Below are 15437 nucleotides of genomic sequence, written 5' to 3'. Positions count from 1 at the left end.
CTTAAGTTGGTCGCACTAGACTATCTAGATTATCGATCGAAGCAGTGCTCTGATTGTACATTGCCCGTAAAACGAGGGCGGGATCAACGTACTGTCCCGAATATTTCAGACCCCAGTGGAGGTGTGGCCCCGTTGTCCGACCCGTCATGCCGATCCGACCGATGCGCGTACCAGCGGGAATTTCCTGCCCTAACCACAACTGGATACCGCCATTGCGATCCATCAGATAAGTGCCTTGCTCTGAGGTGGCGACATAGCCACTGAGGTGACAATAAATATGCTCCCACTCCCCAGACTTGACCCAAATCATTGTGCCGCAGGCGGTGTTGTCAGAGAGTTTTGTAACCTTGCCGCCCCACCAGTTACGGATATAGCTTCCTAAAGGTGCAGCAATGTCAATACCACGGTGAAATTGTCTTTGCCCTGTTACAGGGGAGCTGCGATAGCCAAACCCGGAAGTATACCTTTGGAAATTTTCGACGGGAAATGAGGCTTGTCGCCATGTATTTGTCGCTGTATTTGTCGCTTGTAGGGATTCGCCGGCGATCGCCGCGGGAGCAGTGACACGGTGGGGCACTGTATTAAGGCCAAGTACTAATGCAAAAGTGACAACGCCGAAAACAATAGATTTGAGCCAATGACGCTGCCAGAGAAGGAATGAACGTTGATTTAGCATAAGTGTCTAAATTTCAAAAAAGCGACATACCGTGGTTTGAGAAAACAATCCAATTTGACCATTTATTGTAGTGGCTTCGCGCCAGAATGAGTAATGAGTCACGTTATTTATACCAATTTAAAAAGTGAGAGTGACAAATGGGTAAACTAAAACCTTGATTTTATAAGCGATTCAAGATTGCATTTGTAGAGCCTCTAAAATTATTGGGTATTCTGACCGAAGAATGATTATGAAATGTCTCATTTAATTTTTTCTTCAGACAGCGATCGCCATGACTTTTGTTCCGAGATCATGATTATTGGTCGGCGGAAGCATAGCAGACCCATTGGGCGATCGCCACTGAAACTCAAGGTGATTTATTCGTCATATTCGATGTCAATGGCATTGCTGGAGTCGTAGATGCCGAAGACTTAACGCTGAGCTGCTCGGGTAAATCAAAGACATCAATACCCTGTTTTGCCAAATAAATCCGCAGCCGTAATCCTAACGTCACCTGCTTCATCACCCAATACAGCACCGTCAAAATAATGAAAGTTACCCCAATAACTGCCAAAGGTCGTCTTGATGTCAAAGTATTGAGCGTACTCACGACCACACTACTAGGATCAACAACTAAATCCCAACTGTTAAACCGCATAAATCGACCAAGGTAAATACCGATAGCACTCAACAAATGAATAATTAACTCCGTCGGCAAAATCCAGCGCTGTCCCGCCCGCTCCCGCAAATAATAGTCCAGATTCAAAATCGATAAAACATAGGCCTCAAAAGCAAGGGCGATCGCCGTCACATGGAGCGGAATAAAAACCAAAGCCACAACCCAAGTCGGAATTTGCCCAGAACTCGTCCCGCGAATCAGATGAATAATATCCGTCAGCACATAGGGCGCATTCGGCAAAAAACAAATAAACGTCACAAAACAGAGCCACCACAATATCGACTTTAGGGTCTTTTCTTTACGAAAGAGCCAAAAGCTCATCCCCAAGGTAAACACGACAATCGCGGCAAACCACAGCGCATTTAATAACATTGCCGGATTGTTGGCGATCGCCCCATCCACCTTATTTAAAACGCGTTCAATCACCCACGGCGTACGGAGCTGCGTGCCGACAATGCCAATGAGTCCTAAGCCAAAACAAGCCCCGAAAAATTTTATTCCCGTTAAAGTTTGCCGCCGGAATAAAACAACACTCATCAATAACGGCAAAAAAGCCAAAAACAAATTCCATAAAATCCAGCCGCTATAGACATTATTCAATGCAGCGTAGATTGCAAACAAAAAAGACTTAACCGTAGCCATTGTTGCCCAGAAAAATACGACATATTTCTCCACTGTAGGTCGCAACCCTGAGAGTTGGCAGAGCATCAGCACAGACTTCACCCCCAAGGCTTCTGAAAACACTAAAAAATTAGCGCTCTATTGCCGAGACATCTTGGCCTGACAAAAACTACGGCCTAGGGTTGATTCATCAATAAAAAAGGTAGGCATTGAGCAAGGCCTACCGTAATGGATAAATATATAAATTTTGAATAAGAGATAAAGGATTAAAAATAAAACGGAATTTACTTTTACTCTTCGTCGTCATCTTCAGGGGTGGGATAAACGAAAGTAGAGCGACCAGTGAGGACAGACTTGCCTTGGGAAAGGGCTTTCTGTGCGGCGAGGGTAGCCTTACGATTCCAGTGGGCACGACGTTGATCGCGCTTTGTCTTAGAGGTTTTCTTTTTAGGAGCTGCCATAGTACTATATGTACGATTTTTTACAGAATTTCAATTATAAAGTCTTAATCCTCAAAGCGTAACCCCCTCAGACAATTTTCGTACAAACTATTAACCCATTGACTCCCAAAATATCCCAGTTAATTTCGTCAGCATCTTAAATCTAGGGGAATTCAAATCAATTGCGTAAACAGTGGTTGCGATCGCCAGAACAGAACGAAAGGAGGTTGCTATACTTAGCGACAAATGGGGATAACACCATCGCCTCTAAATTCTCTAGGACCATGACAAACTACAACTTCATCGGCATTGGTATAAATAGTTACCAACATGTGCAACCACTTTCCTATGCGCAAGCAGATATTGAGGATTTAGAGCGGTTTTTTTGTGAAGAGGCACGGATTAGCTCCTGTCAAACCCTGACATTCACCGATAATTCTCCATGGGTTAACGAAGAGCCGACATATCCCACTAGAAAGAATTTATTGGATTGGATCGAGAGGGGCTTTAGTAAGCATGGCTCCACAACCAACCGCAGTGGCTCTTCGATTTTGTGGTTTGTCTTTAGCGGCTACGCCGTTCAGCACCTAGGCGAGGATTATTTATTGCCCATCGATGCCCAGCTCGATAATCCGGCAGCAACGGGCATTCCCATTAGCAAAGTTTTTAATGCTTTACGGCAGCAAGGGGCAGGCAAAATTATTGCCCTGCTTGATATGAATCGTTCTACAGCCGTCGTCGGCAATGGTGAGGTGGGGGAACAAACTTTAGATCTTGCTGGACAAATGGGAATTGCGGCGATTCTTTCTTGTAAACCAGAGGAGTTTTCCCATGAAACGGCGGCACTCGGCCACGGTATGTTTACCGCATCGGTACTAGAGGCACTCCGCTATCACCGCAGTGACCTCACTCTTGATCTACTCAATCGGTATTTGGGCGATCGCCTCCAAGAGCTAAGCGAACATCACTGGCGACCGGTTCAAACGCCCATGATGGTCATCCCCTCCCTTGCCGCTAGCCGCGAATTAATTTTACCCACGGGTGAAACATCAAAAATTCATTGGCAAACAGCCATTCCCATTGGTGCAAGTTTAGCTGAGTACGCGAATGGCAAAGAAACAGAACCACCTTTTACTAATGGTCACGGTCATTCTAGCCATATCAAGATGGGCGCTAACGATGACACTGAGCCATTACCCACCGATCAACCCGCCGAAGTCGTTATTGATGACTTGGTTGATTATCCCTACTCTAGCGATGGAGATGACCTCGCAATCCACGATTTTGATGTAGCTCCCATTGACGAGGAAGCGATATTTGTAGATGAAGAAGCCTCTGATATCGATCCGACTGAACCGGCTATGATGCCCACAGGTTTTGGGCAATCCTCTGGGAAGGACAAAGATAAGCAGCCTTGGTATTTAGCCAGTTGGCAGTGGTTACTGTTACTGCTGTTGCTCCTCCTCGGAGCATTGGGGTGGCAGGCCTTTAAAGGGGAAGACTTTAATTTTGCGTTCTGGCAAACTGAGGCCACGGACTCTGGTGGAGGCGAAGCAAGTGATCCATCGGCCACAAATCCTGACGGTAGCCCTAGGGATGGCAGTTCTCCCGCGACAGTTGATGGCTCGGAAACTGAGCCGGGCAATGTTGGTGAGCATTCGACGGGTAACGATGCCACCATTGCGGGGACGGGGAATCCAGCACTACCGATAACGGCAAATCCAACGGGCACAGACTCTGACAATGCAGAAGCTGGCAATACCGATGCGGGCAACGGCAGTAATACTCCTAATGGTGCTGCGGGGAACACAACGGCTGGCAATAATGGTATTTCTGGCAATATAGACAATGCCTCTGGCAACGCAGCGGGTGAGGGTAATTCAACGGCGGCGACCGCGGCTGCTAATGGTCAAAGCAATGGTGCGACTAGTCCATCGGTAGCTGATGCTGGCATGGGTAGTGGCAATGGCTCTACTGCACCGGCAGCGGGCAACAACAGGGGTAACCGAGGAACTGCGCCAGCTATGCCCTCGGTTGGGACTAGCGTCATTGTTCCGAATGGGGCTGAGCTACAAACTCAAAATGAGAGTATTTTGACGGAGGCAAGTCAGGTACTGCGATCTAGTCAGGCTTCGAGCTTTAATCAGGCGATCGCCGCTGCCCGCACCATTAAGCCCGGAACTCCCCTTTATAATGAAGCTCGCACCCAAATTAATCGCTGGAGTCGTGTGATCTTAGACATTGCCGAAGCCAGAGCTATGAAAGGGGACATTGCCGGGGCGATCGCCGCTGCTCGCCTTGTACCGTCTGATGTGCCCCAGGTTTATGGCCTTGCCCAAAATTCCATCAAAAAATGGGAACCGCAGCTGGCCGCAGCCCAGAAAAATCGCCAAATTATCGCCAATGCCAAAGAGGAAATTATTCCGAACCAAGCCTCTTCCTACAGTCGCGGCATTAATATCCTCAAAACCATTAAGCCTAACGAACCAGCCTTTGCCGAAGCCCGTGTTCTCCAAGATCAGTGGAGCCGCACTATTTATCTATTAGCAAATTCCCGTGCTGCCCAAGGGAAATATAAGCTCGCTGTTCAAACGGCAAAATTAGTCCCGGCAGATAGTCCATCCCATAGCTCGGCCATGGGGGCGATCGCCCGCTGGAATAAAGGAGTCCGTTAGGGTTACGGGCAAGCCTAAAACTCTGGGAGAAAAGCAGGCTTGGGGACACGGAGACGCGGAGACATGGGGAGGTAGAGAGACTGATTCATATCTTTGTGTTGGGCAAATTACTTTCTCTGTTTTTCCCATCACCCTGTCCCTCTCTCACTGCGTCACCCTTCCCGACCCGACTCAAACTCAGGCCAACAAGGGAAATCACTGTTTTAAGGTTAGTTCGACTAAAATCAGAAAGCCCTAACAAGTCGTTTAAAACCTATGTGGTACAAACGTTTACTGCGTCGGCGATCGCCGAGTTTTGGTCGCACAATAGAGCGGTGGCTGCAGTTTATTGATCTGGTGGAGTGGTTTATTCCCCGTCCGGTCACAGGCCGCAAAACCCGCCGTCTTTATCGACAGCTTTTAGTGGAAGCCAGTTGGCGACTAAATTTTATTGTGCTGACGATCAGCTCTTGTATGATCGCCACCTTCGGGTTGATTAGTAATAGTACGGCGGTGATTATCGGTGCGATGTTGGTTGCGCCTTTGATGTTGCCATTGCGAGGACTGGCCTTTGCTGCCCTTGAGGGGGAACTCCAGCTATTTTGGCGATCCCTATATTCCATCACGGGAGCGACATTACTCTCGTTAGTGCTGTCCTGGATGACGGGAATCATTGTGGGCATTCCAGATTTTGGCTCGGAGCTGGTAGCACGCACCCAACCGAATTTGATCGATCTAGGGATCGCTGTCTCCGCCGGGGGAATTAGCGGTTTTGCCAAGGTTAGGCGGGGCATTAATGATGCTCTAGCGGGAACGGCGATCGCCGTCGCATTGATGCCACCTTTATGTGTTGTAGGCTTGTCTTTATCCCAAGGATTTTTTAATTTTGCAAGGGGCGCATTTTTGCTTTACCTAACCAACCTCCTTGGTATTACCCTTGCCTGTATGGTGGTCTACATTATCGTGGGTTATGCCGAAGCAAATTATACTCTCGGCTGGGCGATCGCCCTCACAATGGTTTTATTTGTGCCCCTTGGCGCTCGTTTTGTCGAACTAGTACAACAACTGCATTTACAGCGCGATATCACCGCTCAGCTCACCACCCAAACCGTCACGGTTGGCGAAGATGTCAGCAATGTCAGAATACGAGTGGATTGGACAGACTCACCGCCGATTATCTACGTTGACTTACAGGCAAAAAAAGAAATTACCCCAAAACAAGCTCTCCTCGTCGAAGCATTTTTACGTAAGCGTACCAAACGAAATTTCAAAGTTATTTTTCGGGTAAGTCCGATCCAAGAAGTCAAATCTGATGATCTTGATCTCCAAAATTTAGATTTGCCCATTATGCAGGAACAACCTTCAAGCAATCCCTCATTCCCATAAAAAATTCTCCCCTACAAAACGCAGCGGAGAACCCTTTCAATCGACATCCTCTCCCAGCAACACCAACCAAGCTTTCACCTATGGTCGGCATACTGCGAAGTTCTTCTGATAGTGGGGGCTGAATTTGTTCAACCCCTACCAAAATCATCTAAAATCACTCAAATCCCTAGCCGACTTTTAAGCCACACTAAAGACAACAACAAAGCCGAGGAGTGCACCAAAAACTACGAGGGCATAGAACTGCACTCGTCCACTCTCGAAGTATTTCAGACCTTCACCACTGAGGAGTGTTGCAATACCAGTTAGGTTCACCGCACCGTCAACAACACGGTAGTCAACCTCCAAAATCTGGCGAGCAATACGGCGGGTTCCCATGACGAATACATTGTTGTAAATCTCGTCGATGTACCACTTATTCAAAGATAAACGATACAATGCCGGAATTTTGGCGGCGATCGCCCCAGCATTGACTTTCTTCTGGAGGTACATCAACGACGCAATCGTAATGCCAATCAGCGCAATACCAACCGAATTACCACCCATAATCAGGAATTCAGTTAAGTTGAAATGCTCAGCATGTTCCGCAGCCTCAGCCACTTCATTGGGAGAAAACACAAAGCTCTCAAAACGATTTGCCCAAGGCATTCCCAACAAACCAATGAGAGTCGAAGGAACAGCCAAAGCCATCAGCGGGAAGGTCATCGTTAGCGGCGACTCATGGGGCTTAGAGCCATGGTGATCATCACCCTTCGCTTCCTTGCCAGCAGCCGCTAATAATTCACCTTGAAGCTTTTCATCAGTACCACGAAATTCCCCCTCAAAGGTCATAAAGTACATGCGGAACATATAAAAAGCAGTCAAACCAGCCGTTGCCCAGCCAATTAGCCACAATGCGGGATTCGCCTCAAAGGCTAAACCGAGAATTTCATCCTTAGACCAGAATCCAGCAAAAGGTGGAATACCACAGATCGCTAAAGTACCAATCAAAAACGTCGCAGAAGTAATCGGCATATATTTACGCAAACCACCCATTAGGCGCATATCTTGGGCGAGAACTGCGTCATGGCCAACCACCTCTTCCATACCGTGAATCACCGAGCCAGACCCCAAGAACAACATCGCTTTAAAGTAAGCATGGGTCATGAGGTGAAATAGACCAGCAGTATAAGCACCGATGCCCATGGCCATTACCATGTAGCCCAGTTGGGACATGGTGGAATAGGCCAGACCTTTTTTAATGTCGTTTTGGGTCATCGCGATACTCGCTCCCACAAAGGCCGTGGTCGCCCCAGTCCAGGCAATGACATTCATCGCCTCAGGGATCGGCTCAAATACGGGGTACATCCGTGCGATAAGGAAAACACCCGCAGCAACCATGGTTGCAGCATGAATGAGGGCAGAAATCGGCGTTGGGCCTTCCATCGCGTCAGGCAGCCACACATGTAGCGGAAACTGTGCAGACTTGGCGACGGGGCCGAGGAAAACAAGGACGGCAAAAACAATGGCAAGGGTACTGCTAATCGCACCGCTAGAAACAAGCTCCACGAGGCGATCGCCGACCACATTAAACTCAAAACTCCCCGTCGCCCAATAAAGACCAAGCATACCGAGCAGCAACCCAAAGTCACCAACACGGTTCACCACAAACGCTTTCTGACAAGCATCAGCCGCCGCCTTACGGTCGTACCAGAAGCCGATCAATAGGTAGGAACACATTCCCACCAATTCCCAGAAAATATAGACCTGTACAAGGTTTGGACTAAAAACAAGCCCCAGCATAGACGAACTAAAAATACTGAGATACGCATAAAACCGGACATACCCAGCATCATGAGCCATATAGCCATCGGTGTAAATCATCACCAACAGCGCCACCGTCGTGACGATGACTGACATCAACGCACTCAAATGGTCTACCGTGTAGCCCATCCGGAGCTGAAAATCACCAGCCGCAGCCCATTCAAGAGTGTAGGTAAATGCCTCGTGACCCTGCCACTGACTCCAGAGGAGACCCAGCGACATCGTCATGGACGCACCAATCAAACTCAGGATCAGTACAGCGTTAATCTGCCGCAGATTATTTGTAAATTTATTAAATGAGATAAGTCCAATCCCGATGATCATGGCTCCAAGCAGAGGGAGCACCGGAATTAGCCACGCATATTGATAGAGCGGTTCCATTACGAATGCCTAGGATTTTGACTTCTACAAGTTCACAGCCATCCATGCCCTGTGACCAGACTTCATCCTAGATTGCACTTCAAAATCCGAAGCCCTGCCTAAAAATCTGTCCGTCACCGCTGCAAACCAAGAGAAGAGCAGCGAACATCGATGGATGTAAAGTTTGCCCCTCATTGTGACATATCCCCCAAGGAATTCAAGCCACCAGAGACAGGGACTCATTTCTGACAAAAATTTCGGCTTCAGAACTATTAATATTTTTGATTGCTGTTGAAAGTCAAGGAGGCGATCGCCCAAAATCAGGACGAGGGGAACCTTTAGAAAACCTTAAATCCAGAGAAAACCAGCAACAAATCTCGAAATTTCGCCCCAGACTGACACAAAAGTAACAAAACAATTAAAAAAAGCTTTTTAGCATGAAGTCTCCCTTAGATTCACCATTCAACACTCACCCAAGTTGCCTAGAGCTACTGACGTGAACACATAAACTTGTCAAACAACCAAAGTCTAAGAAAATCACACCTCAGCCAAAATAGATGCCCATCCAAAGGCTCATTTAAGCGTGAACCGCGCAATGATAGTCTAAAGACTATAAAGCATTTATAATCTTGACTCTATAACAGGCAATAATCGAAAAATAAAGTCGATTAGTAACTCCTAAAGAGTTAGAAAAGCTGATAAATCAAAGACATTGGGAAACTGCACATATATGTACGGTATGACAAGCACAGCAAACTCCGCCGGAACAAAATCCTACGCAAACCGTAAATTTATTTACGAAGTAGTAGGGCTAGGCGGCGATGGTTGCAACGAAAATTCCCTGGTTCGGAAAAGCGGCAGTGTGTTTTTTACTGTTCCCTATTCCAGAATGAGCCAAGAGATGAACCGCATCATCAAAATGGGAGGCAAAATCGTCAGTATCCGCCCAGCCGGAACTGAAGGTGTTGAAGCGAATGGGATTGATTCTCTGCAAACAGCAAAAGCATATCAACCCTCTATGATCATTCACCCTAAAACAACAGACGAAACCATCCCCGTTAATATTTACCGCCCGAAAACACCGTTTATTGGTAAATGCATCGAGAACTACGAACTCGTTAGTGAAGGCGGTAGTGGTACTGTTCGCCACGTTACCTTTGATATCTCAGAAGGCGATCTACGCTATCTCGAAGGTCAAAGTATTGGTATTATTCCCCCCGGCATTGATGAAAGCCGCGGTAAGCCTCACAAATTAAGACTTTACTCCATCGCTTCTACTCGCCATGGTGACAAGGAAGATAACAAAACGGTCTCCCTTTGTGTGCGCCAGCTAGAGTATGAAGATCCTGAAACTGGTGAACAGGTACAGGGGGTTTGTTCTACCTACCTTTGTAACTTACCCGTTGGCGACGACGAAGTAAGTATCACAGGTCCTGTCGGTAAAGAAATGCTCTTGCCTGATGATGAAGAGGCAACGATTGTCATGCTTGCAACGGGTACAGGTATTGCACCTTTCCGTGCTTTCTTGTGGCGTATGTTTAAGGAGCAGCATGAGGACTATAAGTTCCGTGGCAAGGCTTGGTTAATCTTTGGTGTTCCTTACACTGCCAATATTCTCTACAAAGATGATTTTGAGAAGATGGCTGCAGATTATCCCGATAATTTCAAACTAACCTACGCGATTAGTCGTGAGCAAAAGACGGCAGAAGGCGGCAAGATGTATGTTCAAAGCCGTGTGAGTGAGTATGCAGATGAGTTGTTTGAACTTATCCAGAAGCCTAATACCCATGTTTATATGTGTGGTCTGAAGGGCATGGAGCCTCCTATTTCTGATACTTTTACTACGGAAGCGGAAAAGCGTGGTATGGACTGGGAAGAGATGAAGAAAGCAATGAAGAAGGAGCACCGTTGGCATGTAGAGGTTTACTAGGCGATCGCCCTGCCCGGTTAAACGCTATGAGTTAGTCGCTTTTTTGCTAGACAGACTATCTCAATTCATCAGCGCTCTCCCTTTGAGCAAGGTAAAGGCTAAGATCGTTTCGGCGATCGCTAGCCTTTTTTTTGGCTAATGGCATCTCAAGTTCCGATATTTTTACCGTATTTCCTGAACTAAAGATTATTGGTTATGGCGAGAAAAGTTCCAGACAAGCTTAAGTTGAAATTTCGATAAGTGAGATATAGTTTCAGTGAGCTTCAATGATATCTTTTGGAATCCAGATAGTGTTGATGATATTCTTGGCCATAGAGATAGTGTTAGCGTTTAATAAATTCGTTTAATGAATTAATTTTGATGACCTATGACTCATTAATTATTCATTGAGCCACCACATAGATTGAGTCACCACATAGATCGGTTGAGGCGTTGAGGTTAATGTCTTATGTGCTTTAGTCGTATCTTGTCGATAAATTTGCCGATGCCCTCCCATATATCTCAATTATGATGTTTGACCGCAGTTTGAATCGTGTCAATGAGCGCTTGAACAAAACCCTTGCCCGTAACCGATTATTGCAGGATGTAATTAATGAGCTGCAACAACAGTTAGCGGTTAATCGCGTTGTTTTATATTATTTTTATCGTGAGTGGAAGGGACAGGTTATCGCCGAATCCCTCAGTCACCTCCAGTACTCTATTTTGGGTTCGACCGGTGCGGATGATTGTTTTAATGGTGCCTATGCGCAGCTTTATCTGGAGGGCCGTATTTCTCAGGTAGATGATATTGAGTGCATTGGCTATGAAGAATGTCACCTCAATTTTTTGCGATCTATTCAGGTGCGTGCAAACCTTGTAATTCCGGTCATTGTCCACGATCGCCTTTGGGGCCTATTAATTGCCCACCATTGTGAACCTCGCCATTGGACTGCGGGCGATCGCCAAGCAATGTTGACCCAAGCTCGCCGCCTCGAACAGGCTCCTGTTTTAGCTGAGCGTTCATTTTGAGACGAAGAAGCGCGAAGAATAAATTATTTTCCCCTAGCCAAATTTATACCTTTTGGTGTATATGTTTGCGTAAAGTCATACATTAAAAAAAACTATGCTTTCCCTTGATTTGATGTCAAACACTTTAGATGCTGAGCTATCAACCAAAGCACGAATTTTAGTGGTTGAGGACGAGGAAGTAATCCGCGACATGATTGTCATGGGATTGCAAGAGGAAGGCTATGAAGTTTTCTTTGCCGATAATGGTCGAACCGCGCTTAATATGCTGCAAAATCCGGAGTTTAATGCGCCGGATATGCCTTTGGATCTGTTGATTCTTGATATTATGCTGCCGCAGGTTAACGGCCTCGATTTATGTCGTTTTTTGCGGTATCAGGGTAATACGATTCCTATTTTGATTTTGAGTGCGAAAGCCAGTGAAACGGATCGGGTTTTGGGCTTAGAAGTTGGTGCGGATGATTATTTAACGAAGCCATTTAGTTTGCGGGAATTGGTGGCGCGTTGTCGGGCATTGTTGCGTCGCCAGCAATTTATTAAAAGCACGCCTCAGCAAACGGTACGTCAGTTTAAGGATATTTCTTTATTTCCGGAGGAATGCCGCGTGGTGGTGCGGGGTGAGGAAGCGAATTTATCGCCCAAGGAATATAAATTGCTGGAGCTGTTTATGGGCTATCCTCGCCGGGTTTGGTCACGGGATCAGCTGATTGATCAAGTGTGGGGGGCAGATTTTCTTGGTGATACAAAAACAGTCGATGTGCATATCCGTTGGCTCCGGGAAAAGCTCGAAGTTGATCCTAGTCAACCGGAATATTTGATTACTGTGCGGGGCTTTGGCTATCGGTTTGGCTAGGGTGATGGCTCCATAATCCGATACAATCAGCGATATTTATTCTCTGTTCGGTAAGGGTATGGGTCAGGCTTTAGTGATTGGTGTGGGTCGTTCTGGTATTGCTGCGGCCAAGTTACTCAAACATCAGGGTTGGGATGTGGTGCTCGGCGATCGCCAAAATAAACCTGCCCTTGAACAGGTGCGCGACGCATTAGCTCCCCTCGGCATCACAGTTAAACTTGGTCACAATCCAGATTTAGCCGTTGATCAGCCGGATCTAGTTGTAGCGAGTCCCGGTGTGCCTTGGGATATCCCATTTTTGCAAATGGCTCGGCAGCATCAGGTCGATACGATCGGCGAGATGGAGCTGGCATGGCGATCGCTGAAAGATATTCCTTGGGTGGGCATTACGGGTACAAATGGGAAAACGACAACTACGGCTCTCGTGGCGGCAATTTTTAAAACAGCAGGATTAGACGCACCAGCCTGCGGCAATATTGGCAATGCTGCTTGTGAATTGGCGTTACGCGAACAACCACCGGAATGGGCGATCGCCGAAGTGAGCAGTTATCAAATCGAGTCGTCCCAAACTTTGCAGCCTCGCATTGGCATCTGGACGACCTTTACGCCAGACCATTTAGCACGCCACAAAACCCTCGAAAATTATTACAACATCAAGGCTTCTTTACTTAAGCGTAGCCGCCGTCAAGTTTTAAATGGCAATGATCCTTTTTTGCGTTCCCAAGTTGATCAGTGGCCGGATGCCTATTGGACTTCTGTTAAGGGTGAGGCGGATTTACCCTGCGATAAATCCAAAGGGGTCGTGATTGAAGACGCTTGGGTGAAGGCTTTTGGTGAACTAATTATGCCTGTGTCGTTACTGAAAATGGTGGGCGACCATAATCTCCAAAACCTACTGTTGGCGATCGCCGCCGCAAGGTTAGCAGGCATTGAAAAAAGTGCAATTACCGAAGCCATTGCCACATTTCCCGGTGTGCCCCACCGTCTCGAACTCATCCGTAATTATCAGGGTGTGCAATTCATTAATGACAGTAAAGCGACAAACTATGATGCGGCAGAGGTGGGTTTAACAGCGGTGAACGCACCAGCGATTCTCATTGCAGGAGGCGATCCCAAGGAAGGGGATGGGACCCAATGGATTAAACAAATTAAGGCAAAGGCCATCAAAGCTTTATTAATCGGGGATGCCGCCGAAAAGTTTGGGGCAATGTTCTCCGAACAGGGTTTTGAACAGTATGAAATTTTGGAAACGATGGATCAGGCGATCGCCCGCAGTGTGGAGCTGATCCCCGAACTCAAGCCTAAAGTTGTTTTATTGTCTCCTGCCTGTGCCAGTTTTGACCAATACAGTAGCTTTGAAGAGCGCGGCGAACATTTCCGTTCCCTCTGCGAAAATCTTTCCTAAACATCAAAACCGGTGGCGATCGCCTTTTTCTTCGGCACAATCTTTTATCTTGCGGCACAATTTTATGAAGTAATATTTAGCGCAGCGAGATCACGGTATATGAGTTTCAGTCTAGAAAATGCCCCCAAACAAACAGGAAAAAAAGCAATTGTAACCGGGGCGAATACAGGATTAGGCTTTGAAACAGCGTTAGGCCTAGCAAAACTTGGCGCGACGGTCATTTTAGCTTGCCGTAATCTCGAAAAAGCAGACGCGGCAAAAACCAAAATTCTTGAGCAGGTAAAAGATGCTGATGTCACAGTGATGCATCTTGATTTGAGTCGCCTAGAGTCGGTTAAAAAGTTTGCCAGCGAATACCGCGATCGCCATGATTCTTTGGATTTACTGATTAACAATGCAGGCATCATGTTTCCGCCCTACACCAAAACCGAAGAGGGCTTTGAAAGTCAGATTGGCGTGAATCATCTGGGGCATTTTCTCTTGACGGAGTTGCTCATTGACCTGATGCCCGATACGCCAGAATCGCGAGTGGTTTCCCTCAGCAGCAACGCTCATAAATTTGGCAAAATTAATTTCGACGATCTGCAATCCGAGCAAAAATATTCAGCTACGGCAGCCTACGGTCAAAGCAAGTTAGCCTGCTTGATGTTTGCCGATGAATTGCAACGACGTTTAGAGGCGAGTGGTAAACAAAAGATTTCCGTTGCAGCCCATCCCGGTGTTGCCCAAACAGAATTAGCACGCCATATGCCGGGCTGGTTGGTTTGGATTATGGGCATTACCGTTGCACCATTTATTACGCATCCAGTAGACCAAGCAGCTCTACCGACACTGATGGCGGCGATCGCCCCTGATGTAAAAGGGAGTGAATATTTTGGCCCCCAAGGCACTGCTGAAATGACAGGCCAACCCGGTCGCGCTGAAAAAGCGGATCATGCCCTTGATCAAGAAGTCGCCGCAAAACTATGGCAAGTATCGGAAAAACTCACAGGGAAAAAATTTGTTGTCTAATGCATCAGGCGATCGCCTAAACTTTGACCCATAGATTTAACTAATTTTCTATACCTGAATGACCATTTTTAGCAACTTCAATCAAGCTTTTAAAATCGCTCTCCAACAATCATGGACGAAGGCTTATGCCAGAATTGTGGCCTTTGTGTTGCTCTATGGTGGGTTTGCCCATGTCGGCAATATTGCCGGATGGACAGGTACGCCATGGCTCGAAACACCACTGCTTTGGCAATTTATGGATGTTGTTTTATTAATCTTTGATGTCGGTACGGCGATCGCCCTGTGGTTCGGCGTTGCTTGGTCTGTGTGGCTTTTATTCGGCGGTATTTTTTGTTTACAGATTTTGCCCTATACCGTTTGGCGATCGCAGTTCATTTCGAAACCCGAAGACGGTGCCGTTTTAAACCAACTTATTGGCACAGAGCTAATCATTCTCAGCATTTTTTGTATTTTGCTCGTCCTGCCAAAAGATCAAGAAGAAGAACAAGTCGCGGAAGAATAGGTCGGCGATCGCCTGTTTGAAACTTTTGCCTTAATTCATTTTTCGTTAAATAGACCTCTTGCATGAATAAAATAGAAAAGAATGGAATTAGGGGAATGAAGAAACAAAGCAATGTATTACGAAGAGCTAAAAGAGC

At 46.7% G+C, this 15437-nt stretch carries 12 protein-coding genes; 8 read left to right on the top strand and 4 right to left on the bottom strand.

Going from position 1 to position 15437, the window contains the following annotated elements; translation table 11 throughout:
• Nucleotide 1: 1 nt before the first annotated feature.
• From NIES208_RS09850 to rpmF, 3 genes are all read right to left on the bottom strand, one after another.
• A complete protein-coding gene (locus NIES208_RS09850) occupies nucleotides 2–676 on the bottom strand; it encodes a M23 family metallopeptidase (protein ID WP_075892231.1) in 675 nt (224 codons plus the stop codon).
• 346 nt (nucleotides 677–1022) lie between these two features.
• Nucleotides 1023–2078 (bottom strand): DUF1361 domain-containing protein, encoded by a 1056-nt coding sequence (locus NIES208_RS09845; RefSeq protein ID WP_225875288.1) that lies wholly within the window; start codon nucleotides 2076–2078, stop codon nucleotides 1023–1025.
• A gap of 167 nt (nucleotides 2079–2245) precedes the next feature.
• Nucleotides 2246–2416 carry a 50S ribosomal protein L32 gene (gene rpmF, locus NIES208_RS09840; RefSeq protein ID WP_075892227.1) on the bottom strand — a complete coding sequence of 57 codons (171 nt, stop codon included), beginning with the start codon at nucleotides 2414–2416 and terminating at the stop codon, nucleotides 2246–2248.
• Nucleotides 2417–2679: 263 nt separating this feature from the next.
• On the opposite strand from rpmF, the gene NIES208_RS09835 reads away from it, so the two are divergent.
• Both NIES208_RS09835 and NIES208_RS09830 read left to right on the top strand, forming a co-directional pair.
• A complete protein-coding gene (locus NIES208_RS09835; RefSeq protein ID WP_075892225.1) occupies nucleotides 2680–5070 on the top strand; it encodes a caspase family protein in 2391 nt (796 codons plus the stop codon).
• Between the two features lie 255 nt (nucleotides 5071–5325).
• Entirely contained in the window at nucleotides 5326–6435 is a 1110-nt protein-coding gene (locus NIES208_RS09830; protein ID WP_075892223.1) for a DUF389 domain-containing protein, read from the top strand.
• Nucleotides 6436–6612: 177 nt separating this feature from the next.
• Here the strand turns inward: NIES208_RS09830 and NIES208_RS09825 are convergent, their stop codons facing one another.
• Nucleotides 6613–8616: an NAD(P)H-quinone oxidoreductase subunit 5 gene (locus tag NIES208_RS09825; protein ID WP_075892221.1), complete on the bottom strand. Its 2004-nt coding sequence runs from the start codon at nucleotides 8614–8616 to the stop codon at nucleotides 6613–6615.
• Nucleotides 8617–9325: 709 nt separating this feature from the next.
• Here NIES208_RS09825 and petH point away from each other — a divergent pair.
• The 6 genes from petH to NIES208_RS09795 all read left to right on the top strand — a co-directional run bounded on the left by petH (nucleotide 9326) and on the right by NIES208_RS09795 (nucleotide 15301).
• Complete coding sequence (gene petH / locus NIES208_RS09820) at nucleotides 9326–10525, top strand: ferredoxin--NADP reductase (protein WP_075892219.1); 1200 nt, start codon at nucleotides 9326–9328, stop codon at nucleotides 10523–10525.
• A 507-nt stretch (nucleotides 10526–11032) separates the two neighbouring features.
• Nucleotides 11033–11533, top strand: coding sequence for a GAF domain-containing protein (locus NIES208_RS09815; protein WP_235641367.1), 501 nt, complete (start codon nucleotides 11033–11035; stop codon nucleotides 11531–11533).
• Nucleotides 11534–11627: 94 nt separating this feature from the next.
• Nucleotides 11628–12383: a winged helix-turn-helix domain-containing protein gene (locus tag NIES208_RS09810; RefSeq protein WP_075892217.1), complete on the top strand. Its 756-nt coding sequence runs from the start codon at nucleotides 11628–11630 to the stop codon at nucleotides 12381–12383.
• A gap of 58 nt (nucleotides 12384–12441) precedes the next feature.
• Nucleotides 12442–13788, top strand: coding sequence for a UDP-N-acetylmuramoyl-L-alanine--D-glutamate ligase (gene murD, locus NIES208_RS09805; protein ID WP_075892215.1), 1347 nt, complete (start codon nucleotides 12442–12444; stop codon nucleotides 13786–13788).
• A gap of 99 nt (nucleotides 13789–13887) precedes the next feature.
• Nucleotides 13888–14799 carry an oxidoreductase gene (locus NIES208_RS09800; RefSeq protein WP_075892213.1) on the top strand — a complete coding sequence of 304 codons (912 nt, stop codon included), beginning with the start codon at nucleotides 13888–13890 and terminating at the stop codon, nucleotides 14797–14799.
• Between the two features lie 58 nt (nucleotides 14800–14857).
• Nucleotides 14858–15301, top strand: coding sequence for a hypothetical protein (locus NIES208_RS09795; protein ID WP_225875287.1), 444 nt, complete (start codon nucleotides 14858–14860; stop codon nucleotides 15299–15301).
• Nucleotides 15302–15437: the final 136 nt, after the last annotated feature.

Origin of the sequence: [Limnothrix rosea] IAM M-220 (genome assembly GCF_001904615.1) — a bacterium.
In the GTDB taxonomy this organism is placed as follows: Bacteria; Cyanobacteriota; Cyanobacteriia; order Cyanobacteriales; family MRBY01; genus MRBY01.
Note: the sequence above shows the minus strand (reverse complement) of the source record. Positions and strands in the feature narration are given on the sequence as shown.